General features: G+C 63.9%; 23 protein-coding genes and 1 tRNA gene. 20 read left to right on the plus strand and 4 right to left on the minus strand.

From position 1 onward, the window contains the following. Positions 1-149 precede the first annotated feature (149 nt). The gene (hemB, locus tag AC5ZGW_RS41445) at positions 150-1,211 is read right to left on the minus strand and encodes a porphobilinogen synthase (RefSeq protein ID WP_130231476.1); all 1,062 of its coding nucleotides are present in this window, start codon (positions 1,209-1,211) and stop codon (positions 150-152) included. A 171-nt stretch (positions 1,212-1,382) separates the two neighbouring features. On the opposite strand from hemB, the gene AC5ZGW_RS41450 reads away from it, so the two are divergent. The 13 genes from AC5ZGW_RS41450 to AC5ZGW_RS41510 all read left to right on the plus strand — a co-directional run bounded on the left by AC5ZGW_RS41450 (position 1,383) and on the right by AC5ZGW_RS41510 (position 12,771). Continuing rightward, positions 1,383-1,844, plus strand: a complete 462-nt coding sequence (locus AC5ZGW_RS41450) for a DUF6163 family protein (protein WP_028162895.1) — start codon at positions 1,383-1,385, stop codon at positions 1,842-1,844. A gap of 374 nt (positions 1,845-2,218) precedes the next feature. Continuing rightward, positions 2,219-2,737 (plus strand): transcriptional regulator LdtR, encoded by a 519-nt coding sequence (ldtR, locus tag AC5ZGW_RS41455; RefSeq protein WP_028162894.1) that lies wholly within the window; start codon positions 2,219-2,221, stop codon positions 2,735-2,737. Positions 2,738-2,976: 239 nt separating this feature from the next. Further along, the gene (locus AC5ZGW_RS41460; protein WP_028162893.1) at positions 2,977-3,204 is read left to right on the plus strand and encodes a hypothetical protein; all 228 of its coding nucleotides are present in this window, start codon (positions 2,977-2,979) and stop codon (positions 3,202-3,204) included. Between the two features lie 22 nt (positions 3,205-3,226). Then, positions 3,227-3,448, plus strand: a complete 222-nt coding sequence (locus AC5ZGW_RS41465) for a hypothetical protein (RefSeq protein WP_028162892.1) — start codon at positions 3,227-3,229, stop codon at positions 3,446-3,448. A gap of 190 nt (positions 3,449-3,638) precedes the next feature. Beyond that, complete coding sequence (locus AC5ZGW_RS41470) at positions 3,639-3,899, plus strand: hypothetical protein (protein WP_130231478.1); 261 nt, start codon at positions 3,639-3,641, stop codon at positions 3,897-3,899. Positions 3,900-4,366: 467 nt separating this feature from the next. Further along, the gene (glyA, locus tag AC5ZGW_RS41475) at positions 4,367-5,677 is read left to right on the plus strand and encodes a serine hydroxymethyltransferase (RefSeq protein ID WP_474419073.1); all 1,311 of its coding nucleotides are present in this window, start codon (positions 4,367-4,369) and stop codon (positions 5,675-5,677) included. Positions 5,678-5,689: 12 nt separating this feature from the next. Continuing rightward, positions 5,690-6,172 carry a transcriptional regulator NrdR gene (nrdR, locus tag AC5ZGW_RS41480; RefSeq protein ID WP_028162889.1) on the plus strand — a complete coding sequence of 161 codons (483 nt, stop codon included), beginning with the start codon at positions 5,690-5,692 and terminating at the stop codon, positions 6,170-6,172. Then, positions 6,169-7,320 (plus strand): bifunctional diaminohydroxyphosphoribosylaminopyrimidine deaminase/5-amino-6-(5-phosphoribosylamino)uracil reductase RibD, encoded by a 1,152-nt coding sequence (gene ribD, locus AC5ZGW_RS41485; RefSeq protein WP_474419072.1) that lies wholly within the window; start codon positions 6,169-6,171, stop codon positions 7,318-7,320. Before nrdR ends, ribD begins: the two co-directional genes overlap by 4 nt. A gap of 123 nt (positions 7,321-7,443) precedes the next feature. Continuing rightward, entirely contained in the window at positions 7,444-8,052 is a 609-nt protein-coding gene (locus AC5ZGW_RS41490; protein ID WP_130231125.1) for a riboflavin synthase, read from the plus strand. Between the two features lie 172 nt (positions 8,053-8,224). Continuing rightward, complete coding sequence (gene ribH, locus AC5ZGW_RS41495) at positions 8,225-8,716, plus strand: 6,7-dimethyl-8-ribityllumazine synthase (protein ID WP_028162886.1); 492 nt, start codon at positions 8,225-8,227, stop codon at positions 8,714-8,716. Between the two features lie 2 nt (positions 8,717-8,718). Beyond that, the gene (gene nusB, locus AC5ZGW_RS41500) at positions 8,719-9,213 is read left to right on the plus strand and encodes a transcription antitermination factor NusB (protein ID WP_028162885.1); all 495 of its coding nucleotides are present in this window, start codon (positions 8,719-8,721) and stop codon (positions 9,211-9,213) included. A 118-nt stretch (positions 9,214-9,331) separates the two neighbouring features. Beyond that, entirely contained in the window at positions 9,332-10,333 is a 1,002-nt protein-coding gene (gene thiL / locus AC5ZGW_RS41505; RefSeq protein WP_130231127.1) for a thiamine-phosphate kinase, read from the plus strand. Positions 10,334-10,650: 317 nt separating this feature from the next. Then, positions 10,651-12,771: a sodium-translocating pyrophosphatase gene (locus AC5ZGW_RS41510; RefSeq protein WP_130231129.1), complete on the plus strand. Its 2,121-nt coding sequence runs from the start codon at positions 10,651-10,653 to the stop codon at positions 12,769-12,771. A 175-nt stretch (positions 12,772-12,946) separates the two neighbouring features. Here AC5ZGW_RS41510 and AC5ZGW_RS41515 read toward each other — a convergent pair whose 3' ends face one another. Next, complete coding sequence (locus AC5ZGW_RS41515) at positions 12,947-13,954, minus strand: Bug family tripartite tricarboxylate transporter substrate binding protein (protein ID WP_464344729.1); 1,008 nt, start codon at positions 13,952-13,954, stop codon at positions 12,947-12,949. A 162-nt stretch (positions 13,955-14,116) separates the two neighbouring features. Next, the gene (locus AC5ZGW_RS41520; RefSeq protein ID WP_028162881.1) at positions 14,117-14,593 is read right to left on the minus strand and encodes an outer membrane protein assembly factor BamE; all 477 of its coding nucleotides are present in this window, start codon (positions 14,591-14,593) and stop codon (positions 14,117-14,119) included. 107 nt (positions 14,594-14,700) lie between these two features. On the opposite strand from AC5ZGW_RS41520, the gene AC5ZGW_RS41525 reads away from it, so the two are divergent. The 6 genes from AC5ZGW_RS41525 (at position 14,701) to AC5ZGW_RS41550 (ending at position 19,449) form a co-directional block, all read left to right on the plus strand. Further along, positions 14,701-15,252, plus strand: a complete 552-nt coding sequence (locus AC5ZGW_RS41525) for a ubiquinol-cytochrome C chaperone family protein (RefSeq protein ID WP_130231467.1) — start codon at positions 14,701-14,703, stop codon at positions 15,250-15,252. Continuing rightward, positions 15,249-15,857, plus strand: a complete 609-nt coding sequence (locus AC5ZGW_RS41530; RefSeq protein ID WP_130231465.1) for a YceD family protein — start codon at positions 15,249-15,251, stop codon at positions 15,855-15,857. Before AC5ZGW_RS41525 ends, AC5ZGW_RS41530 begins: the two co-directional genes overlap by 4 nt. 339 nt (positions 15,858-16,196) lie before the next feature. After that, on the plus strand, positions 16,197-17,258 hold the full coding sequence (gene plsX, locus AC5ZGW_RS41535) for a phosphate acyltransferase PlsX (protein WP_130231463.1): 1,062 nt from the start codon (positions 16,197-16,199) through the stop codon (positions 17,256-17,258). Beyond that, entirely contained in the window at positions 17,255-18,232 is a 978-nt protein-coding gene (locus AC5ZGW_RS41540; RefSeq protein ID WP_130231461.1) for a beta-ketoacyl-ACP synthase III, read from the plus strand. Before plsX ends, AC5ZGW_RS41540 begins: the two co-directional genes overlap by 4 nt. 132 nt (positions 18,233-18,364) lie before the next feature. Continuing rightward, positions 18,365-18,697 carry an integration host factor subunit alpha gene (locus AC5ZGW_RS41545; RefSeq protein WP_028162876.1) on the plus strand — a complete coding sequence of 111 codons (333 nt, stop codon included), beginning with the start codon at positions 18,365-18,367 and terminating at the stop codon, positions 18,695-18,697. A 137-nt stretch (positions 18,698-18,834) separates the two neighbouring features. Continuing rightward, the gene (locus tag AC5ZGW_RS41550; protein WP_474419070.1) at positions 18,835-19,449 is read left to right on the plus strand and encodes a MerR family transcriptional regulator; all 615 of its coding nucleotides are present in this window, start codon (positions 18,835-18,837) and stop codon (positions 19,447-19,449) included. Between the two features lie 30 nt (positions 19,450-19,479). Here the strand turns inward: AC5ZGW_RS41550 and AC5ZGW_RS41555 are convergent. Continuing rightward, positions 19,480-19,557, minus strand: a tRNA-Pro gene (locus tag AC5ZGW_RS41555). Between the two features lie 256 nt (positions 19,558-19,813). Between AC5ZGW_RS41555 and AC5ZGW_RS41560 the strand changes: the two genes are divergently transcribed. Next, a complete protein-coding gene (locus AC5ZGW_RS41560) occupies positions 19,814-20,032 on the plus strand; it encodes a DUF6894 family protein (RefSeq protein ID WP_130232029.1) in 219 nt (72 codons plus the stop codon). The last annotated feature ends 72 nt before the right edge of the window (positions 20,033-20,104 follow it).

Raw genomic sequence — 20,104 nt, forward strand, 5'->3', positions numbered from 1 at the left:
AAGCATCGAGGAGAGACGACCATGGAGCACTATGCCGGAATCGACGTGTCATTGGAATGCTCGAGCGTGTGTGTGGTGGGCAAAGCGAAGTGCGTCCACCATTCACGATCGGAGCAAGAGAGGGTGGGCACGTTTCGCTTTGCCCTACACTACGATTGCCCCTTCAGCTTCTCCGCGGCTTGCGGTGCAAAATACGTCAGGATGCCGTCGGCGCCGGCGCGCTTGAAACCGACCAGGCTCTCCATCATCGCGCGCTCGCCGTCGATCCATCCATTGCGCGCGGCGCCCGCGATCATCGCGTATTCGCCTGATACCTGGTAGACGAAGGTCGGCATCGCAAACGTGTCCTTCACCCGGCGCACGATATCGAGATAGGGCATGCCGGGCTTCACCATCACCATATCGGCGCCTTCGGCGATATCGAGCTCGACCTCGCGCAGGGCTTCGTCTGAATTGGCGCTGTCCATCTGATAGGTGCGCTTGTCGCCGGTCAGCGTCTTGGCCGAGCCGATAGCGTCGCGGAACGGGCCGTAGAAGGCGGAGGCGTATTTCGCCGCATAGGCCATGATCTGCACGTCGCCAAAGCCCTCGGCGTCGAGTGCTTCGCGGATCGCGCCGACCCGCCCGTCCATCATGTCCGACGGCGCGATGATGTCGCAGCCGGCCTCGGCCTGCACCAGCGCCTGCTTCACCAGCACCGCGACCGTCTCATCGTTGAGGATCCTGCCGTCCTCGATCAGTCCGTCATGGCCATGGCTGGTGAAGGGATCGAGCGCGACGTCGCAGAGCACGCCGATATCGGGGAATTCCTTCTTGATCGCACGGACCGACTGGCAGACGAGATTGTCCGGATTGAGTGCCTCCGAGCCCTGCTCGTCGCGCAGCGACGGCTCGGTGTAGGGAAACAGCGCGATGCAGGGGATATCGAGCTTGGCCGCGCGCTCGGCGTCGCGAACCGCCTGGTCGACACTTAGTCTGTCCACGCCCGGCATCGAGGCAACCGGGGTGCGGACATTATGGCCGTTAACGACGAACAGGGGCCAGATCAGGTCGTCCGGGGTCAGCACGTTTTCGCGCACCAGCCGCCTGGCCCATTCCGCCTTGCGGTTGCGGCGGGGCCGTATGGTCAAATCCAGCGGCGGGGAGGCGAGGGCCGTCTGCCGCTTTGGCGCATCGCGCAGTTCGATCGGGCGCCCGAATTTGATCGCCATGGGCTTGTTCTCCTAACACGGCAGGCTGGTTTTTGATTTGATCCAACTCTAGCATCCTCGTCCAGCAACGTCACGGCGCCGTTGATCTGCCGCAACTGCAATTGATTTTGCCGGCCCGGCGGGCCAAGACTGCGCCGATGACCCATTTCGCTTCCACGGACGACTTCTGCGATGTCTGACACCTCTGCGCGCGACCAATCGCGGGACAATGCGATTTCCGTTGCGGCGATGTCGTCGGACCGGATCCGACGGGATGAGAATGTATGGACCCGGCGGCTCGTCTTCTTCCTCCGCATCATGGCGGTGGTCTCGATCGCCAAGGGCCTCTATCACTGGGCGCAGGTGACGGGATTCGTCGGCGCCGAGGAGGAGGCCTTCGAGAACCAGTCGATGGCCTGGCAGACCGCGACCATCTACTTCGCCGTCATCGAGCTTGTCGCCGCCGTCGGGCTGTGGCTCGCCACGCCCTGGGGCGCGGTGGTGTGGCTGACCACCGTCGTCTCGATGGCGGTGATCGAATTGATGTTTCCGAACATCTACGGCGGCAGCCTAACAGTGGTGGCGTTCGAAGCCTTGATGCTCGCCGGCTATCTCGCGCTCGCCTGGATGGCCGCACGCGAACGGCCGCCATAGCGCGCTTAACCGGCCGAGCGTGCAGCGAGCGCAAGTGGTGTCGCGAAAATTTTCAGAAAATTGTCCGGTAACGTTTCGCTCACCGTAAAGGGTTCCCTCATATCTATTACGCGGTCGTTTCGAATTTGAGCGAAGCTGTTTCCGATTGTGACAGGGCGTGCAGACGAAGCGTGAACAGGGGCGCTCCACCGTCAATGAAGGGTTGCGAAAAGCCCTTGTTTGACGGGCTTAATCCGCGATTCACTGTCTTAAATTCATGATCTCTTTATTGTCTTATTTAAGCTGATGTTCAAACGGCCCCCTTAAGTTGAACCTATCAGGCGGGACACAAGTTTCGTCGAATAAGTCGATAAAACGACAACAGGGGAAGTGTCATGATCAAAGCCGTTGCCTCAACGGCGGTGGAAACCGCTGAGCGCGCCGCCGGCCAGCCGACGGTGCAGTCGCTCTATCTCGAAGCCCTTACGCTGGTGGAGCGGCTGCATCGGCGGCTGCTCGACGTCATCAAGGACGAGTTCGATCGCCGCGGGCGCGCCGACATCAATTCGGTGCAGGCGCTGTTGCTCTACAATATCGGCGACAAGGAATTGACCGCGGGTGAGCTGCGCACGCGCGGCTACTATCTCGGCTCCAACGTCTCCTACAATCTGAAGAAGCTCGTCGAGCTCGGCTTCCTCGATCACCAGCGTTCGCGTGTCGATCGCCGCTCGGTGCGCATTCGCCTGACGCCGCAGGGCCAGGAGATCCGCCGTATCGTCGATGCGCTCTACCAGAAGCACGTCAAGACCGTGGAGCAGGTCGGCGGCATCTCGAACGAGGAGTTCTCGACGCTGAACAAGTCGCTGCACCGGCTCGAGCGGTTCTGGACCGACCAGATCCTCTATCGCCTCTGATACCTTCAAGACTTCGCGCCTCCAAGACTTCAACACCTCTCCAAGACTTCAACACCTTCAAGACTTCGCCAGAGCGGCCAAGCCGGCCCGATAGAAGACCGGCAAGCCGTCAGCCTCCAGCAGAGCGCATCGACTGTGCCCGGTCGGTGCGCTCTTGCTTTTCGGCACCGCAAAAAGAGTTTTGCGGAACCGGGAACCACTCGCGTCCTCACGCTTTATCGTGGGCTACGGAGAGCGAGATGCTGGTCGAGCGCGGAATGTGGGCGATGAATGTCGAAGTGGTCGGCGAGGCCTACGCCATCGCTTCCAACTATCTGCGCAGGACCGGGATCATTCCGGACTCTTATGCCACCAACGAGCAATTGCTCACGATCATCGTGCAGATGTTCCGGCGCGGCGAAACCAACAAGATCAAGCTCGCCAACAAGGCGATCGCCGAGTTTGAAGCAGCACAGCTCGTGATCTGATCATTCCCAATCGGAGAAAGTGATGGAAGCCGCGATCGATCGCATCATGCACACCTATGACCTGCTTGCGAACCGCACCGCCGCGGCGAGCGAGGAGGCGCGGGCGAAGGTGACGGAATATGTCCGCACCTTGTTCGAGGCGGGCGAGACCGACACGCACCGCCTGACGGTCTGCGGATTGACCTATCTGCGCCAGCTTGACGGCTCCACCGATCATGTGAAGGCGGGATTCACGGGGTTGTAGCGCGGCTGTCGCGGCGCTCTCCGCTGTCGTCCCGCCCCGGGCCGGAACCCATCACCGATCTCTATTGGACCCGAGCAGGCTGTTGCGCCGTCACTTTGGCAGGCGCAGAGGGTTACGCGATGTTGATTTGTGGAGGAGGGCCGGCCGTGCCACAAGTTCCCCGGGGTGGATCCTCTCAGAGGAGCCGACTATGACGAAGAGCGTTCTTGTCAGTCTTGCAATCCTCGCCCTCGCTACTTCTACCGCTCTGGCCGCACAGCGGACGCATCATCGCCACGCGATGAATGCGAATGCCAGTATGCGTGCCGCTCCGGTCATCGCGCCGGGCTCGGTCATCATGCCGGGCGGAGTGAGTAGCGGTGACCGCGACCTGTATTTCCGAAATCTGCACGACTCCGGGTATGATACGAAGAAGAACTTCAACTCGGTCGGAAACGTAGTGACGCAATAGCGTCAGGTCTGAATCGTCGATCTTTGTCTTCTCACCCCAGGCCGGCATGACAGCGCCCTGGGGTGAGTTTATTTTCGTCTCGCGATCCGAACTCCATCAACACCATCCAGCGCCGTGCTCGCGCTGGCGAGCACGCTTCCGCTTCGCCCCCGCATCGCCGCCGCACACTCCGCTGTCATCGTCCGCGGCAGCTCTTGCTGCTCGCGCACTTAGCGCCAGCGTCGGGGCGCCAGGATCTCGCGACTTCGCCGCGCCCCGGAATGACGGGGGGCGGGGCGAACGGATGAGGCCGCCTCTGGAACTGGCAAACCCCGGCAGGCCACCATATGTGGCACAAAGGCCGCACTCCTACCGCAATCGCTTGGCCGGCACCCGGCAATGTGATAACGCTGACCGACCAGCTTCGACCGCCCACAATGGACCGACCGCATCCTCTAAAGGCTTGCGGCGGTGGAGATATTTCGCCGATGACCTGTTCCTCCCCGAGCGCCAAATCCAGTTCCGCGCCTGATTCCTTCTTCAGGGCGACCCTTGCCGAGGCCGATCCCGAGATCGCGGAGGCGATCAAGGGCGAATTGGGCCGGCAGCGCCATGAGATCGAGCTGATCGCTTCCGAGAACATCGTCAGCCGTGCGGTGCTGGAGGCGCAGGGCTCGGTGATGACCAACAAATACGCCGAAGGCTATCCGGGCGCGCGCTACTATGGCGGTTGTGAATGGGTCGACGTCGCCGAGACGCTGGCGATCGAGCGCGCCAAGAAACTGTTCGGTGCGAAGTTCGCCAACGTGCAGCCGAACTCCGGCAGCCAGATGAACCAGGCGGTGTTCCTGGCGCTGCTGCAGCCCGGCGATACCTTCATGGGTCTCGACCTCGCCGCCGGCGGCCATCTCACCCACGGCTCGCCCGTCAACATGTCCGGCAAATGGTTCAAGGCCGTGCACTACACGGTGCGGCGCGAGGACCAGGTCATCGACATGGATGCGGTGGCCAAACAGGCCGAACAGGTCAAGCCGAAGCTGATCGTTGCGGGCGGCTCAGCCTATTCGCGCGCCTGGGACTTCAAGCGCTTCCGCGAGATCGCCGACAGTGTCGGCGCCTACCTCATGGTCGACATGGCGCATTTCGCAGGCCTCGTCGCCGGTGGCGTGCATGCTTCGCCGGTGCCGCACGCGCATGTCACCACCACAACGACGCACAAATCGCTGCGCGGCCCGCGCGGCGGCCTGATGCTGTGGAATGACGAGACGCTGACCAAGAAGCTCAACTCGGCGATCTTCCCGGGTCTGCAGGGTGGCCCCTTGATGCATGTGATCGCGGCCAAGGCGGTTGCGTTCGGCGAGGCGCTGCGGCCGGACTTCAAGGTCTACGCCAAGAACGTGGTCGAGAATGCCAAGGCGCTCGCCGAAACGCTGCGCGGCCATGGGCTCGACATCGTGTCCGGCGGTACCGACAACCATCTGATGCTGGTCGACCTCCGGCCCAAGGGGCTGAAGGGCAACGTCTCCGAGAAGGCGTTGGTGCGCGCCGCCATCACCTGCAACAAAAACGGCATTCCCTTCGATCCTGAGACGCCGTTCGTCACCTCGGGCCTGCGGCTCGGCACGCCGGCGACGACCACGCGCGGCTTCGGCGTCGCTGAGTTCAAGGAAGTCGGCGGCATGATCGCGGAAGTCCTGACCGCGCTGCAGCAGTCGCCGGAGGGCAAGGCGCCGCTGGTGGAAGCCGCGATCAAGGAACGCGTGAAGGCGCTGACCGACCGCTTCCCGATCTATCAATAAGGAAATCGGCAGATGCGTTGCCCGAGTTGCAACAGTCTGGATACGCAGGTCAAGGACTCGCGTCCGACTGAGGATTCGGCTGTGATCCGACGGCGGCGCGTCTGCATCACCTGCAATTTCCGCTTCACGACATTTGAGCGGGTGCAGCTTCGCGAGCTGACAGTGATCAAGCGCAACGGCCGTCGCGTTCCGTTCGACCGCGACAAGCTGGTGCGCTCGCTGCAGATCTCGCTGCGCAAGCGGCCGGTGGATTCGGAGCGGCTGGAGAAGATGGTATCGGCCATCGTGCGGGAGCTTGAGAGCGCCGGCGAGGCCGAAGTCTCATCGGAGGCGATCGGTGAGATCGTGATGGAGCATCTGCGCCAGCTCGACGATGTCGCCTATGTCCGCTTCGCCTCGGTCTACCGCAATTTCCGCGAAGCCAAGGATTTCGAGGCATTGCTCGGCGAGCTCACCAGCGAAGATGACCCGCGCATCGCGCAGTTCCGCAAATGATCTTCCGCATCCTGGAAGACAAGCTCGCCGCACAAGCAAAGCAGTCGAAAGCCGCCGATTTGCGGTTCATGCAGCTCGCGCTGACGCTCGGCCGGCGCGGGCAGGGCCGCACCTGGCCGAATCCGGCGGTCGGTGCTGTCGTGGTCAAGGATGGCGTCATTGTCGGTCGTGGCTGGACGCAAGCGGGCGGCCGGCCGCATGCCGAGCCGGAGGCGCTGCGGCGCGCGGGCGAAGCGGCGCGCGGCGCCACGCTGTATGTGACGCTCGAGCCATGCTCGCATTTCGGCCGCTCGCCGCCCTGCGCGGACGCGGTCATTGCGGCCGGCATCGCGCGCGTGGTGTCGGCGATCGAGGATCCCAATCCTGAAGTCGGCGGGCAGGGGCACGCACGGTTGCGCGCGGCGGGCATCGCTGTTGATGTCGGGCTGTGCGCGGAGGAGGCCGCGCGGGACCATGCCGGTCATTTCCGCAGTGTCCGCGACAAGCGTCCGCATGTGCTGCTCAAGCTGGCGATCTCCGCCGACGACAAGATCGGCGCTGCCGGCCACCGCCCGGTGGCGATCACGGGAGACGTGGTCCGGACGCGGGTGCATCTGCTCCGCGCGCAGAGCGATGCGATCCTGATCGGGATCGGCACCGCGCTGGCCGACGATCCGGTTCTGACCTGCCGCCTGCCGGGCATGGAGGCTCGTTCGCCGGTGCGGGTGGTGCTGGATCGCGCGCTGCGCCTGCCGGGCGACAGCCGCCTGGTGCATTCGGCGCGCGAAACGCCGTTATGGGTGGTGACCTCGGAGCTTGCCGAAGCGCCGGCTGCGATGAAGCTGGGTGCCGCCGGTGCCCAGGTGATCCGGGTCGCGGACACGGTCTCGCCGCCGGGACTCGATCTGCTCGCGGTGCTGCATGCGCTCGCCGAGAAGGGCATCACGAAAGTGATGGTCGAGGGCGGGGCGCGGGTGGCGTCATCCTTCGTTGCGGCTGACCTGGTCGACGAAGCCTGGCTGTTGCGCGCGCCAGAGGCGGTCGGCGCCGACGGCGTGCCCGCGCTGGACGCATTGCCGCTCGCCGCGATCACGCAGTCGCCCGCCTTCAAGGTTCGTGCTAGCGAAACGCTCGGAAAAGATTTTTTGACGATCTACGATCGTGCCTAGCGCTGTGTCCGCGCGTCATGCCCGGGCTTGACCCGGGCATCCACGCCTTGGCCGCTGGCGAAAGGAAGACGTGGATGGCCGGGACAAGCCCGGCCATGACGGCGGTGAACTGGGAAGGGTTTGATGTTCACGGGAATAGTCACAGATGTCGGCGAGATCACCAGCCTGACACCTACGGCGCAGGGACAGTTGCACCGGCTGCGGATCGCCTGCCGTTACGATCGCGCGACCATCGCCGATGGCGCCTCGATCGCCTGCAATGGGGTGTGCCTGACGGTGGTCGCCTCCGGCGCCGAGGGCGGCAAGACCTGGTTCGACGTCGATGCCGCCGCGGAAACGCTTGGCATGACGACGGCGAAGCACTGGGGTGTCGGAACCCGCCTCAATCTCGAGCGCGCGCTGAAGATTGGCGACGAACTCGGCGGCCATATCGTGGCGGGCCATGCCGATGGCGTCGCCACCATCGTCTCACGCGAGGATCTGCCTGATATGGCGCGGTTCGTGCTCCGAACCACGCGCGAACTGGCGCGTTTCATCGCGGTCAAAGGCTCGATCACGCTGGATGGCGTGTCGTTGACGGTGAATACGGTCGATGACGTCACGTTTTCGGTGCTGATCATCCCGCATACTCTCAACGTGACGACGATCGGCGGCTGGCGCGCCGGCGGCGAGGTCAATATCGAAGTGGACCTGATGGCCCGCTACGCGGCGCGGCTGACAGAGATGAAGTAACGGCGGCCCTTGGCACAGGCGGCGCCTGCGCCTAAAACCCGGCCAATCCCTCATGGTGAGGAGGCGCGAAGCGCCGTCTCGAACCACGAGGCCCGGCTACATTCTCATCCTTCGAGACGCGGCCAAGTGGCCGCTTCTCAGGATGAGGGCACCGATCGAAACGGAAACAGTAATGGCAGACGCACGGCGTGCACCGCTGAAGGACCAGACCGACATTTCCGGCGCGCGTGCGCTGATCGTCGAGGCGCGGTTCTATGACGATATTCAGGACTCGCTTCTGGAAGGCGCGGTCGCCGAATTGAAGGCCGCCGGCGTCGGCTACGACGTCATCACGGTGCCCGGCGCGCTGGAAATTCCAGCGGCGATCGCGATCGCAATCGATGCCGCCGAAAAGAACGGCAAGCCCTATGACGCGGCGGTCGCGCTCGGCTGCGTGGTGCGCGGCGAGACCATCCATTTCGAGATCGTGTCGATGGAGTCATCGCGCGGGCTGATGGACCTCGCCGTGAACAGGAGGTTTCCGCTCGGCAACGGCATCATTACCGTCAACACCGAGGAACAGGCCTGGGCACGGGCGCGCGCCAATGACTTGAACAAAGGCGGCGACGCCGCGCGCGCGGCGCTCGCGATGCTGCGCATCAAACGCCGGCTGGCGAAGGGTTGACCATGGCGGAAGACAGGAAGCCCGTAAGACCAGCGGACAGGAAGGCCAATCGGCGCGGCGCCGCACGGCTCGCCGCCGTGCAGGCGCTCTACCAGATGGACATCGCCGGCGCCGGGCTGGACGACGTGTTCGCGGAGTTTGAGAGCCACTGGCTCGGCAACGAGGTCGAAGGCGAGACGTATCTGCCGGCGGAAGCGGCGTTTTTCCGTGACGTGGTATCAGGGGTGGTACGCGACCAGGCCAGGCTCGATCCGCTGATCGACGAGGCGCTGTCGAAGGGGTGGCCGCTGAAGCGCATCGATGCGATCCTGCGCGCGGTGCTGCGGGCAGGCTCCTATGAACTGGAGCATCGCAAGGACGTGCCGGGCCGCGTGGTGGTCTCCGAATATGTCGACGTCGCGCATGCGTTTGTGGAGAAGGACGAGACCGGAATGGTGAACGCGGTGCTCGACCAGATCGCCCGGCAGTTCCGGGCCGACGAGTTCGTGCGTGGGTAGCTCTCCGTCATTGCGAGCGAAGCGAAGCAATCCATAGCTTCCGCGGGGGAGACATGGATTGCTTCGTCGCTACGCTCCTCGCAATGACGTCGCGGTTTGAGGAGATGGTCCGGGAAGCATGACGAACCGCGGAGAAACGGCATCCGGCGAGGACTCCCTTATCGCGCGCTACTTCAAGCCGCTCGCGAAGGACCCGGGCGCTTTCAATCTCGATGACGATGCGGCGGCGTTGCGGGCAGGGGGCGACGATATCGTCGTCACCACCGATGCAATCGTCGAGGGCGTGCATTTCCTCCCCGGCGATCCGCCGGCGACGCTGGCGCGTAAGGCGCTGCGGGTCAATCTCTCTGATCTCGCCGCCAAGGGGGCTACACCCGCCGGCTTCGTGCTGACGCTGGCGCTGCGTAGCGCCGACGATGCCTGGCTGAAACCGTTCGCGCAGGCGCTCGGCGAGGATGCTGCGCAGTTCGGCTGTCCGCTGCTCGGCGGCGACACGGTGTCCACGCCCGGGCCGGTGATGATCTCGGTCACGGCGTTCGGGCGCGTGCCGCAGGGCAAGATGATCCACCGTAGAGGCGCGCGGGCAGGGGACCGCGTCGTGGTTACCGGCACAATCGGCGATGCCGCGCTTGGCCTCAACCTGCTGAAGGCCGGGTCTGTTGCCTCGCTACTTGCGAGCGACGAAGCCTCCCGCGAGATGCTGACCGGCCGCTACCGCGTGCCGCAGCCGCGCAATGCGCTCGCCAAGGCGGTGCGCGATTACGCCAGCGCCGCGATGGATGTGTCCGACGGGCTCGCCGGCGATCTCGCAAAGCTCTGTGCGGCTTCCGCCGTCTCGGCCGTGATCGACGTCCAGAGCATCCCACTCTCGTCGCCGGCCGCTGCGCTGGTTGCGGGCAAGGCCGTCGGTATCGAGGCCCTGATCTCGGGCGGCGATGACTACGAGATCCTCTGCACGATCCCCGGGGATCGCATGGCGGCCTTCGTGCAAGAGGCCAAGCGCACAGGCGTTGCCGTGACCGCGATCGGCGGTATCATCGCAGGCTCCGCACCCCCCAGCTTCCTAGATTCGCAGGGCCGGGAGCTGGCCTTGAAGCGGCTGTCCTACAGCCATTTCTAGAGCTTCGGTTCTGATTGCATCAGAACCGAAGCTCTCGATTCTCGTATTGACGCGTTTTCTTCACGCGAGCCGGGGTCCGCCTCGCTTGAAAACGCTTTGGAATAGGCCGAGAAAGCCGCCCCTCAGACTAATTAGCTGCCCAAATCGTCCCGTTTTGATTGCCGGCGGCGTTGCGCTGCGAAAGCGATTTTGGCAAGGTTCGCGACCGATTGTGGCCATCCTTGAGGGCAGGGGTGGACCGCTCAATAAGCGCCCGCCGCATCCCGCGGAAAAAACAAGGGCGTGGGGATACATCAAGGATCTGAGGCAGAATTCAAATGACAGCATTATGGTTGATCGTGCTCTGCGGGGTACTTTCCATTGTCTACGCGATTTGGGCGACCAATTCGGTCCTGAACGCTGACGCGGGCAGCCCGCGCATGCAGGAGATTGCCGCGGCGGTGCGCGAAGGCGCACAGGCGTATCTGCGGCGCCAATACACCACGATCGGCATCGTCGGCGTCTTGATCTTCATTCTGCTGGCTTACTTCCTTGGGCTCCTGGTCGCGATCGGCTTTGCGATCGGCGCGATCCTGTCGGGGGCGGCCGGCTTCATCGGCATGAACGTCTCGGTCCGCGCCAACGTCCGCACCGCGCAGGCGGCGACCAAGTCGCTGGCGGGCGGCCTGGAGCTTGCCTTCAAGGCGGGCGCGATCACCGGGCTCCTGGTCGCGGGCCTGGCGCTGCTCGGCGTCACCATTTATTTCGCCTACCTGACCAAGGTCGCAGGGTTCGCGGCGGACAGCCGCACTGTGATCGACGCCATGGTGGCGCTCGGCTTCGGCGCTTCGCTGATCTCGATCTTCGCCCGTCTCGGCGGCGGCATCTTCACCAAGGGCGCCGACGTCGGCGGCGACCTCGTCGGCAAGGTCGAGGCCGGCATCCCCGAGGACGATCCGCGCAACCCGGCGACTATCGCGGACAATGTCGGCGACAATGTCGGCGACTGCGCCGGCATGGCCGCCGACCTGTTCGAGACCTATGCAGTGACCGCGGTCGCCACCATGGTGCTGGCGGCGATCTTCTTCGCGAAGTCGCCGATCCTGGTGAGCATGATGACGCTGCCGCTCGCGATTGGCGGCATCTGCATCATCACCTCGATCATCGGCACTTTCTTCGTCAAGCTCGGCAGCAGCCAGTCGATCATGGGCGCGCTCTACAAGGGCCTGATCGCGACCGGCATCCTGTCGCTGATCGGCATCGCCGGCGTGATCTACGCCCTGATCGGCTTCGACAAGCTGCCGGGCGTGGACTATTCCGGCATGGCGCTGTTCCAATGCGGCGTCGTCGGCCTCATCGTCACCGCGCTGATCATCTGGATCACCGAATACTATACCGGCACCGACTATCGCCCGGTGAAGTCCATCGCCTCGGCCTCGGTGACCGGCCATGGCACCAACGTGATCCAGGGATTGGCGATCTCGATGGAGGCGACCGCGCTGCCCGCGATGGTCATCATCGCCGGCATCCTCGTCACCTACAGCCTGGCCGGCCTGTTCGGGATCGCGATCGCGACTGCGACCATGCTGGCGCTCGCCGGCATGATCGTCGCGCTCGATGCCTTCGGTCCGGTCACCGACAACGCCGGCGGCATCGCCGAGATGGCGGGGCTGCCGAAGGAGGTGCGCAAATCGACCGATGCGCTCGACGCGGTCGGCAACACCACCAAGGCCGTGACCAAGGGCTATGCGATCGGCTCCGCCGGTCTCGGCGCGCTGGTGCTGTTTGCGGCCTATAACCAGGACCTCAAATTCTTCATCAGCGACTCCGCCAACCACGCCTATTTCAAGGGCGTCAATCCCGACTTCTCCCTCAACAACCCCTATGTGGTGGTGGGCCTGTTGTTCGGCGGCCTCTTGCCGTATCTGTTCGGGGCGATGGGCATGACCGCGGTCGGCCGCGCGGCCGGCGCGATCGTCGAAGAAGTGCGGCGCCAGTTCCGCGAGAAGCCCGGCATCATGCAGGGCACCGACAAGCCGGACTACGGCAAGGCGGTTGACCTCCTGACCAAGGCGGCGATCAAGGAGATGATCATCCCGTCGCTGCTGCCGGTGCTGTCGCCGATCGTGGTCTACTTCCTGATCTACGTGATCGCGGGCGGCGGTGCGGCCGGCAAGTCGGCGGCGTTCTCGGCCGTCGGCGCGATGCTGCTCGGCGTCATCGTCACAGGGCTGTTCGTCGCGATCTCGATGACCTCAGGCGGTGGCGCATGGGACAACGCCAAGAAGTACATCGAGGACGGCCACTACGGCGGCAAGGGCTCCGATGCCCACAAGTCCGCAGTGACCGGCGACACCGTCGGCGATCCCTACAAGGATACGGCCGGCCCGGCGGTCAACCCGATGATCAAGATCACCAACATCGTGGCGCTGCTGCTGCTAGCGATCCTGGCACATTGACGGGTGTCCGAACGAAGAACGCAAAACCCCGCGGCCGAGCCGCGGGGTTTTTGTTTGGACATACGTGCGTGTCTCTCAACTCGTCATTGCGAGCGTAGCGAAGCAATCCATCTCGCCACGAGTGGAGAGGTGGATTGCTTCGTCGCTGACGCTCCTCGCAATGACGGAGCGCCCGTCACTTCACCTCCATCTGCAGGCCTTCCTTCTCGATGATGGCCGCGAACTTCCTGGTTTCGGCGTCGACGAAATCGGTGAACTGCTGCGGCGTGCCGTGGTCGGGGCGGGCGCCCATGCCGGCGATGTTCTTCCTGACGTCGTCGCGCTCCAGCATCGCCTTTATCTGGCGGTTGAGCTCGTCCACGATCGGCGCGGGTGTGGCCTTGGGCAGGAAGACGCCGAACCAGGAGGAGACTTCGAACTTCGCAAGCTCCGGCGCGCTCTCGCGCATGGTCGGCAGTTTCGGCGCGGCGTCGCTGCGCTCGGCGGTGGTGACGCAGAGCCCGTTGAGCTTGCCGTCCAGCACCTGCGGCAGCGACGGATAGAGGTTGTCGAACAGGATCTGGATGTCGCCGGCAAGCCCCGCCTGCAGCGCGGGACCGGCGCCGCGGAACGGCACATGCGTCATCTTGAGCCCCGTGAGCTGCAGGAACCAGGCGCCGGTCAGATGCGGGCTCTGGCCGGTCCCGGACGAGCCGTAGGTCAGCTTGTCCGGATTGGCCTTCAGATAGGCGATCAACTCGGGGATCGACTTGATGCCGGTCGAGGGATGGGCCGAGACGATGTTCGGGATCCGGATCATGTTGGAGACCGGCTGCAACTGATCCTTCTGGTAGGTGAGGTTCTTGAAGATCGAATAGGCGATCGCATTCGGCCCGGGATTGCCGATCAGGATGGTGTGGCCGTCGCCCTTGTTGCGGGCGACTTCGGCGGTGCCGATGGTGCCGCCGGCGCCTGAGCGGTTCTCCACAATCGCCGACTGTCCCCAGGCGGTCTGCAGATGCGCCGCGAGCAGGCGGCCCATCACGTCGGTGGAGCCGCCGGCGGCGGCCGGCACGATCAGGCGGACGGTCTCGGTCGGCCGCCAGTCGCCGGCGCCTAAGCTCGCGCGCGGCAGGATGGCGGCGGCCGAGACGGCGGCGGTGCCCGTCAGCAGGCGGCGGCGGGAAAGCAAGGTTCGGCTCACGTGTTCACTCCCTGATTTGATCTTGTTTTCAGGGAGCGTAGGGGACCGCGAGGCGGTCCGGCAAGCGAGGAGTTAGGCGGCGACTTGGCGCAGCCGCGGATTCTTGTTCTGACGCGTTTTCTTCACGCGAACCGGTATCCACTTCGCTCGAAAACGCTTTGGTTAGTTAAAGCTGAGCAGCTTGAACAGCGGCGTCAGGTAGCTGAGCTCCTGGCCCGAAGTCGGCGTGGTGCGGCTGACGAAGTCGAAGATCTTGCCGTCCTGCAGGCCGTAATTGGCGATGCGGCGGACGGTGCGGTTCTTGTCGAAATAAACCGCGATCACGCGCTGGTCGACCACCCGCTGGTTCATGAAGGCGACCGGACGCTCGGTGCGCTGGGAGATGTAGTAGAACACCTCGCCGTCCAGTGTGGCCACCGTCGACGGAGTGCCCATCACGATCAGCACTTGGTCCTGGCTGGCGCCGATCGGGATTTGCTCCAGCGCGCCCTGCGGCAGGATGTAGCCCTTCTGGAATTGTTCGCCGGTGCAGGCGGCAAGCAGCGCGCAGACCAGGCCGATGGCCGCCGCGGCGCGGCAGCGTGCTAGTACGCCGCGTGAGAAGGACACGCGTGGGCTGGTCTTGTTGGCTTCGGTCATTGGCGGAACTGATCCGTCCCCTTGCGTCGCGCGAGGCGTTGACGTACCGGGCACGGCTGAGGATTGCAACAGAGGCGGGCCTTTTGGGCCCGTGGGCGGAACCCACAATGCTTTGGCCGTTCAATCAATTCAAGAAACCCCGGCTACTCCCGAGCGGCACCATTGAGACCATCTATGGCATGATCGTGACGCAGGCGCGAGAACCGGTGTTTTACCGACAGTTCGCCGTCGCGGACACGGTTAACGGCCGATTCGACCTGCTCTTGCTGCATTTGTGGCTGGTGCTGCGGCGCCTCCGGGCCGTGGAGGGCGAATCGGGTCTGTCGCAGGCGCTGTTCGACCGCTTCTGCGAGGATATGGACGACAATTTACGCGAAATGGGGGTCGGCGACCTCACGGTGCCGAAGCGGATGAAGGCTTTCGGCGAAGCCTTCTACGGTCGTTCCGTGGCCTACGACCTCGCGCTCACCGATGGCCATGAGGCGCTGGCAAACGCATTCTGCAAGAATATCTTTGATGGCAAGGACATCGAGAAGGCGCGGCGGCTTGCGACCTATGCCGAGCGGGTAGCGTCCGTGCTGGACCGGCTCGACGCAACGGCGCTGTCGGGCGGATCGTGGAAGTTTCCAGTGCCGGAGCAGGTGGGCACGGCTCAATGAAAGATACCGAGACAGAGAGGCCTCATCCTCCGCGTGACCCTTGGCGCGTGCTGGTCGCGGTGGCGCAGGTGCCGGACACCGGCCTGCATCGCGACCTCGAGGCCGATCCGCGCCAGCGTCAGGCATTGGCCGATATCGCGGGGCTGCGCGAGGTGCTTTCGGCTGAGGCGTCATTCGACATTACGCCGAAGAGCGGCGGCCGCGTTCACGTCGTGGGCTCGGTGCGCGGCCGGGTCGGGCAGACCTGCGTGGTGACGCTCGAGGAGATCGAGAACGACATCGACGAGGAGATCGACCTCATCTTCGCCCCGCCGGAGCAGATTCCGCAGATGGCCGCGCTGGCCGAGGAGGCCGAACGCAGTGAAGCTGAGATACCCGACCCGCCGGAGCCGATCGAGAACGGCATGATCGATCTGGGCCGGCTTGCGACCGACGCGCTGTTCCTCGCGATCGACCCCTATCCGCGCAAGGCGGATGCCGTGTTCGAGCCGGTGGTCGAGGCTGCCGACCCCGAGGACCACCCGTTTGCCGCCCTGAAAGCGCTGCAGGCCGCGCCGAAAACGCTCGGTGGAAACAAGCCGAAAGGGAAATCCAACGGGAAATAGGCTCCGGTTAAAGTGGATTATGAGGGCGAACCTTCGCGCGAAATCGATCCGTTGCATTCTCATAAATCTGAGATAAGATATTGAATAAGTTGAGATATCCTGCGTCGATGCCTCCGCGTTCCCGCAACCCTGAGCCAACCGGTAAAGCATGGTGAAGAGGTTGTGTCAGAATGGGGAGAGGTTATTGTCGCGGCCCGGCCGGGCGCGCCGTTGCCTTCGGCCGTACATCGCTTGCGCGACAGACATCGCTGACCGCGATAGACATCGCTGATGGCGGTGGCTTTCAAACGGGTGGCCGGTCCGCTTCAAGGCCGCCGAGAGCAGGTTTCCGGGACGTTCATGCCTAAAAAGGTTCGAATCGCGCTTGACGCCATGGGTGGCGATGACGGCGCATCGGTCGTCGTCCCTGGCGCCGCCATCTCGTTGAGCCGGCATCCTGACACCGAATTCTTGCTGTTTGGCGACAGCAAGCTGATCGAGCCGGAATTGGCAGCGCATCCCGCCCTGAAGGCGGCCTCGCGTGTGATCCACACCGACGTTGCGATCAGCAACGACGAGAAGCCGAGTCAGGCGCTCAGGCGCGGCCGCAAGACCTCCTCGATGTGGCTTGCGATCGACGCGGTGAAGCACGGTGAGGCCGATGTCGCGGTGTCAGCCGGCAACACCGGCGCGCTGATGGCGATGGCGCGGTTCAACCTGCGCATGTTGCCCGGAATCGAGCGCCCGGCGATCGCGGGGCTGTGGCCGACCGTGCGTGGCGACACCATCGTGCTCGACCTCGGGGCGAGCATCGGCGGCGACGCACAGCACTTGGTGGCGCTGGCACTGATGGGCGGCGCGATGGCCAGCGTCCGATTCAACGTGGAGCGGCCGACCGTAGGGCTGCTCAATATCGGCCGCGAAGAGATGAAGGGACATGAGGAGATCCGCGAGGCGGCCGAGCTGTTGCGGGCAATGAACCTGCCGCAACTGAATTATATCGGCTTCGTCGAGAGCGACGGCATCGGCAAGGGTATCGCCGATGTGGTCGTCACGGAGGGATATGCCGGCAACATCGCGCTGAAGGCGGCCGAGGGCACCGCGCGGCAGATGGTGGATTTCCTGCGCAACGCCCTGTCCCAGACTTGGCCAAGGCGCATCGGCTATCTCCTGGCCCGCGGCGCCTTCCGGGCGCTCCGGGACAAGATGGACCCCAACAAGTCCAATGGCGGGGTGCTGCTCGGCCTGAAGGGCCTGGTGGTGAAAAGTCACGGTGGGATCAACTCCGAAGGCTTTGCCTATGCGGTCGATGTTGGCTATGAGATGGCCCACTACGATCTCCTCACCAAGATCAATCAGATGCTCAACCGCGACGGAAGCGCGCTGGCCTCAGCGCAGACCGCGCAGGAGGCTGTCTCGTGACTGCGATACGATCGGTCGTGCTCGGCTGCGGCTCTTATTTGCCGGAGCGGGTCTTGACCAATGCCGAGCTGGCGACCCGCGTCGATACGTCTGACGAATGGATCGTGCAGCGCACCGGCATTCGGGAGCGGCACATCGCGGCCGAGGGGGAGTTCACCTCCCATCTCGGCATTAATGCCGCGCGCGCGGCATTGGCGAACGCCGGCCTCGATGCGCAGGATATCGACCTGATCGTGCTCGCGACCTCGACGCCGGACAACACGTTTCCAGCGACCGCAGTCGCGGTGCAGAACGGGCTCGGCATCACCCATGGAGCGGCCTTCGATCTGCAGGCGGTCTGCTCCGGCTTTGTCTTCGCGCTGGCGACCGCCGACAATTTCCTGCGCACCGGCGCCTACAAGCGGGCGCTGGTGATCGGCGCCGAGACCTTTTCGCGCATCCTCGACTGGAACGACCGCGGCACTTGCGTGCTGTTCGGCGACGGGGCCGGCGCGGTGGTGCTGGAAGCGCAGGAGCAGCCGGGCAAATCGTCCGACCGCGGCGTACTGACCACGCATCTGCGCTCCGACGGCCGCCACAAGGCGAAGCTGTTCGTCGACGGCGGCCCGGGATCGACCCGGACGGTCGGCCACCTGCGAATGGAAGGCCGCGAAGTGTTCAAGCACGCGGTCGGCATGATCACCGACGTGATCGTCGACGCCTTCAACGCCACCGGCACCAGCGCGGAGGACATCGACTGGTTTATCCCGCATCAGGCCAACAAGCGGATCATCGATGCTTCGGCGCACAAGCTCCATATTGCGCCGCAGAAGGTGGTGCTGACGGTCGATCGCCACGGCAACACTTCGGCGGCATCGATTCCCCTGGCGCTATCAGTTGCGGTGCAGGATGGACGCGTGAAGAAGGGCGATCTCGTGCTGTTCGAAGCGATGGGCGGCGGCTTCACCTGGGGCTCGGCGCTCGTCCGCTGGTGAAGCGTGCAATCAGAAAAGACACATCCCTGACGATTTTGGCAGGCTGCTGCATTATAGCCACTGTTGACCATCGCCTGCTAACCCTCTAATTTCAGGGGATAAATTTTGTTCGCCGAGAGTGCGGGGCAGGCGATGACCGGAACCGGTAAAACAGTCACACGAGTCGATTTGTGCGAGGCGGTCTACCAGAAGGTGGGATTGTCTCGCACGGAATCCTCGGCGTTTGTCGAACTCGTCTTGAAGGAAATCACCGATTGCCTGGAAAAGGGCGAAACGGTGAAGCTGTCGTCCTTCGGCTCCTTCATGGTGCGCAAGAAGGGCCAGCGCATCGGACGTAATCCGAAGACCGGCACCGAAGTGCCGATCTCGCCGCGGCGGGTGATGGTATTCAAGCCGTCGGCGATCCTGAAGCAGCGGATCAACGGCCACAACGGGTCGACCAACGGCGAAGGCAAGAGCGGATAATTCCTTCTTGGACGTGATGGCGTTTCTTCGAATCGTCATCCCGCGCTATCGTTGTTTGAGCGTGATCTCCGCGCTGGCGCATGGCGTTGTCGCGAGCGCGTTTGTGCGGATCATGCTCTAGGAGAAGGAGCGGGCATTTGGAAAAGGCGCCCGATGCATTCCGTACCATCAGCGAGGTAGCCGACGAGCTCGACATCCCCCAGCACGTGTTGCGTTTCTGGGAGACGCGGTTCGCGCAGATCAAGCCGATGAAGCGTAGCGGCGGCCGCCGCTACTATCGCCCCGACGATGTCGACCTGCTCAAGGGCATCCGCCGCCTACTGTATGGCGAAGGCTATACGATCCGCGGCGTGCAGCGGATCCTGAAGGAGCACGGCATCAAGTCGGTCCAGGCGATCTCCGACCAGAGCGCGGCAATCTCCTTCGGCGCCGTCGAGGAGGCGATCGGCCAGAGCCTGCGGGAATCCCACGAGGAGGAGGAGACCGCCGGCCACGATAACGATGCCGAGGATGAGGAATTTGATGACGGCAACGCCATCGAGATCGATTACCGCTTCGTCGACCCCGACGAGGACGGCATCCTCGCCCCGTTCAAGGGCCGGCAAGCGCCAGCCGCCCAGCCCACGCCGGCAGCCGCACCCGCCCGCGGCATCCCCGCCGCCGACCGCGAACGCCTGCAGCGCGCGCTCCAGGACCTGATTGGTTGCCGGGAGATGCTGGATTCGGCGATGAAGGACGGCGAAGGCCGGTAAATCGCCCCCAGAGCATAACTATTGAAAGTTTGGTCGGAGCGAAAGGATTTGAACCTTCGACCCCTAGTCTCCCAGACTAGTGCGCTAACCGGGCTGCGCCACGCTCCGATGCCGTTCCATTAGCTGCGATCAGGGCTTCGCGCAAGGCGCGATCGGATTGAACTCGCCAAGTCCAGTCCTGCGCCCGCGATACGCCCTCAATCTTAGCCGCGAGCGCCAGCTTTTGGAACGCTACCGCAAAAACCGACCCGACGAAGCCGGTCAGCCCAGATTGAGGCAGATCAAGCTGAAGTTCCCGTCGGCGCCATAGCGTGGAGGAGCCTTTCGCCACCCGCCTGCGCCACCAGATCAGAGGCAAACGAACGTGCAGACCTTCTATTTCGACCGGAAAGACGGTGTTCCGATCCGCGACCGGATCGGAAAGCAGTTTTCATCGGATGCCGAAGCTATCGAATACAGCAAGATCCTCGCCGCACATTTCCGCAAAGAGGCTCCCACCGAACCGGACCTTGCGATCGTGGTCGTCAGCGAGTCAGGGCGCGAGATCCATCGCGAGCCGGTGCATCCGGCGGGGGCCTCCTAGGTCGCGTGGACAGTTATCTTAGCCAGAGCAGAGTTGCGGCGATAGCGACGACAGCGAAGTAATTTCGTGCGG

The sequence above is a fragment of the Bradyrhizobium sp. Crot121 genome, from assembly GCF_059512385.1.

Excerpts from the sequence above, each read along its gene's own strand:
- AC5ZGW_RS41520 (WP_028162881.1), bottom strand. The coding sequence starts at position 14,593 with ATGACCGAAGCCAACAAGACCAGCCCACGCGTGTCCTTCTCACGCGGC.
- AC5ZGW_RS41530 (WP_130231465.1), top strand. The coding sequence starts at position 15,249 with ATGAAAGATACCGAGACAGAGAGGCCTCATCCTCCGCGTGACCCTTGG.
- AC5ZGW_RS41525 (WP_130231467.1), top strand. The coding sequence starts at position 14,701 with ATGCTTTGGCCGTTCAATCAATTCAAGAAACCCCGGCTACTCCCGAGC.
- ribD (WP_474419072.1), top strand. The coding sequence starts at position 6,169 with ATGATCTTCCGCATCCTGGAAGACAAGCTCGCCGCACAAGCAAAGCAG.
- ldtR (WP_028162894.1), top strand. The coding sequence starts at position 2,219 with ATGATCAAAGCCGTTGCCTCAACGGCGGTGGAAACCGCTGAGCGCGCC.
- hemB (WP_130231476.1), bottom strand. The coding sequence starts at position 1,211 with ATGGCGATCAAATTCGGGCGCCCGATCGAACTGCGCGATGCGCCAAAG.
- nrdR (WP_028162889.1), top strand. The coding sequence starts at position 5,690 with ATGCGTTGCCCGAGTTGCAACAGTCTGGATACGCAGGTCAAGGACTCG.
- AC5ZGW_RS41545 (WP_028162876.1), top strand. The coding sequence starts at position 18,365 with ATGACCGGAACCGGTAAAACAGTCACACGAGTCGATTTGTGCGAGGCG.
- AC5ZGW_RS41460 (WP_028162893.1), top strand. The coding sequence starts at position 2,977 with ATGCTGGTCGAGCGCGGAATGTGGGCGATGAATGTCGAAGTGGTCGGC.
- glyA (WP_474419073.1), top strand. The coding sequence starts at position 4,367 with ATGACCTGTTCCTCCCCGAGCGCCAAATCCAGTTCCGCGCCTGATTCC.
- AC5ZGW_RS41450 (WP_028162895.1), top strand. The coding sequence starts at position 1,383 with ATGTCTGACACCTCTGCGCGCGACCAATCGCGGGACAATGCGATTTCC.
- thiL (WP_130231127.1), top strand. The coding sequence starts at position 9,332 with ATGACGAACCGCGGAGAAACGGCATCCGGCGAGGACTCCCTTATCGCG.
- AC5ZGW_RS41510 (WP_130231129.1), top strand. The coding sequence starts at position 10,651 with ATGACAGCATTATGGTTGATCGTGCTCTGCGGGGTACTTTCCATTGTC.
- plsX (WP_130231463.1), top strand. The coding sequence starts at position 16,197 with ATGCCTAAAAAGGTTCGAATCGCGCTTGACGCCATGGGTGGCGATGAC.
- AC5ZGW_RS41465 (WP_028162892.1), top strand. The coding sequence starts at position 3,227 with ATGGAAGCCGCGATCGATCGCATCATGCACACCTATGACCTGCTTGCG.
- AC5ZGW_RS41490 (WP_130231125.1), top strand. The coding sequence starts at position 7,444 with ATGTTCACGGGAATAGTCACAGATGTCGGCGAGATCACCAGCCTGACA.
- nusB (WP_028162885.1), top strand. The coding sequence starts at position 8,719 with ATGGCGGAAGACAGGAAGCCCGTAAGACCAGCGGACAGGAAGGCCAAT.
- ribH (WP_028162886.1), top strand. The coding sequence starts at position 8,225 with ATGGCAGACGCACGGCGTGCACCGCTGAAGGACCAGACCGACATTTCC.
- AC5ZGW_RS41470 (WP_130231478.1), top strand. The coding sequence starts at position 3,639 with ATGACGAAGAGCGTTCTTGTCAGTCTTGCAATCCTCGCCCTCGCTACT.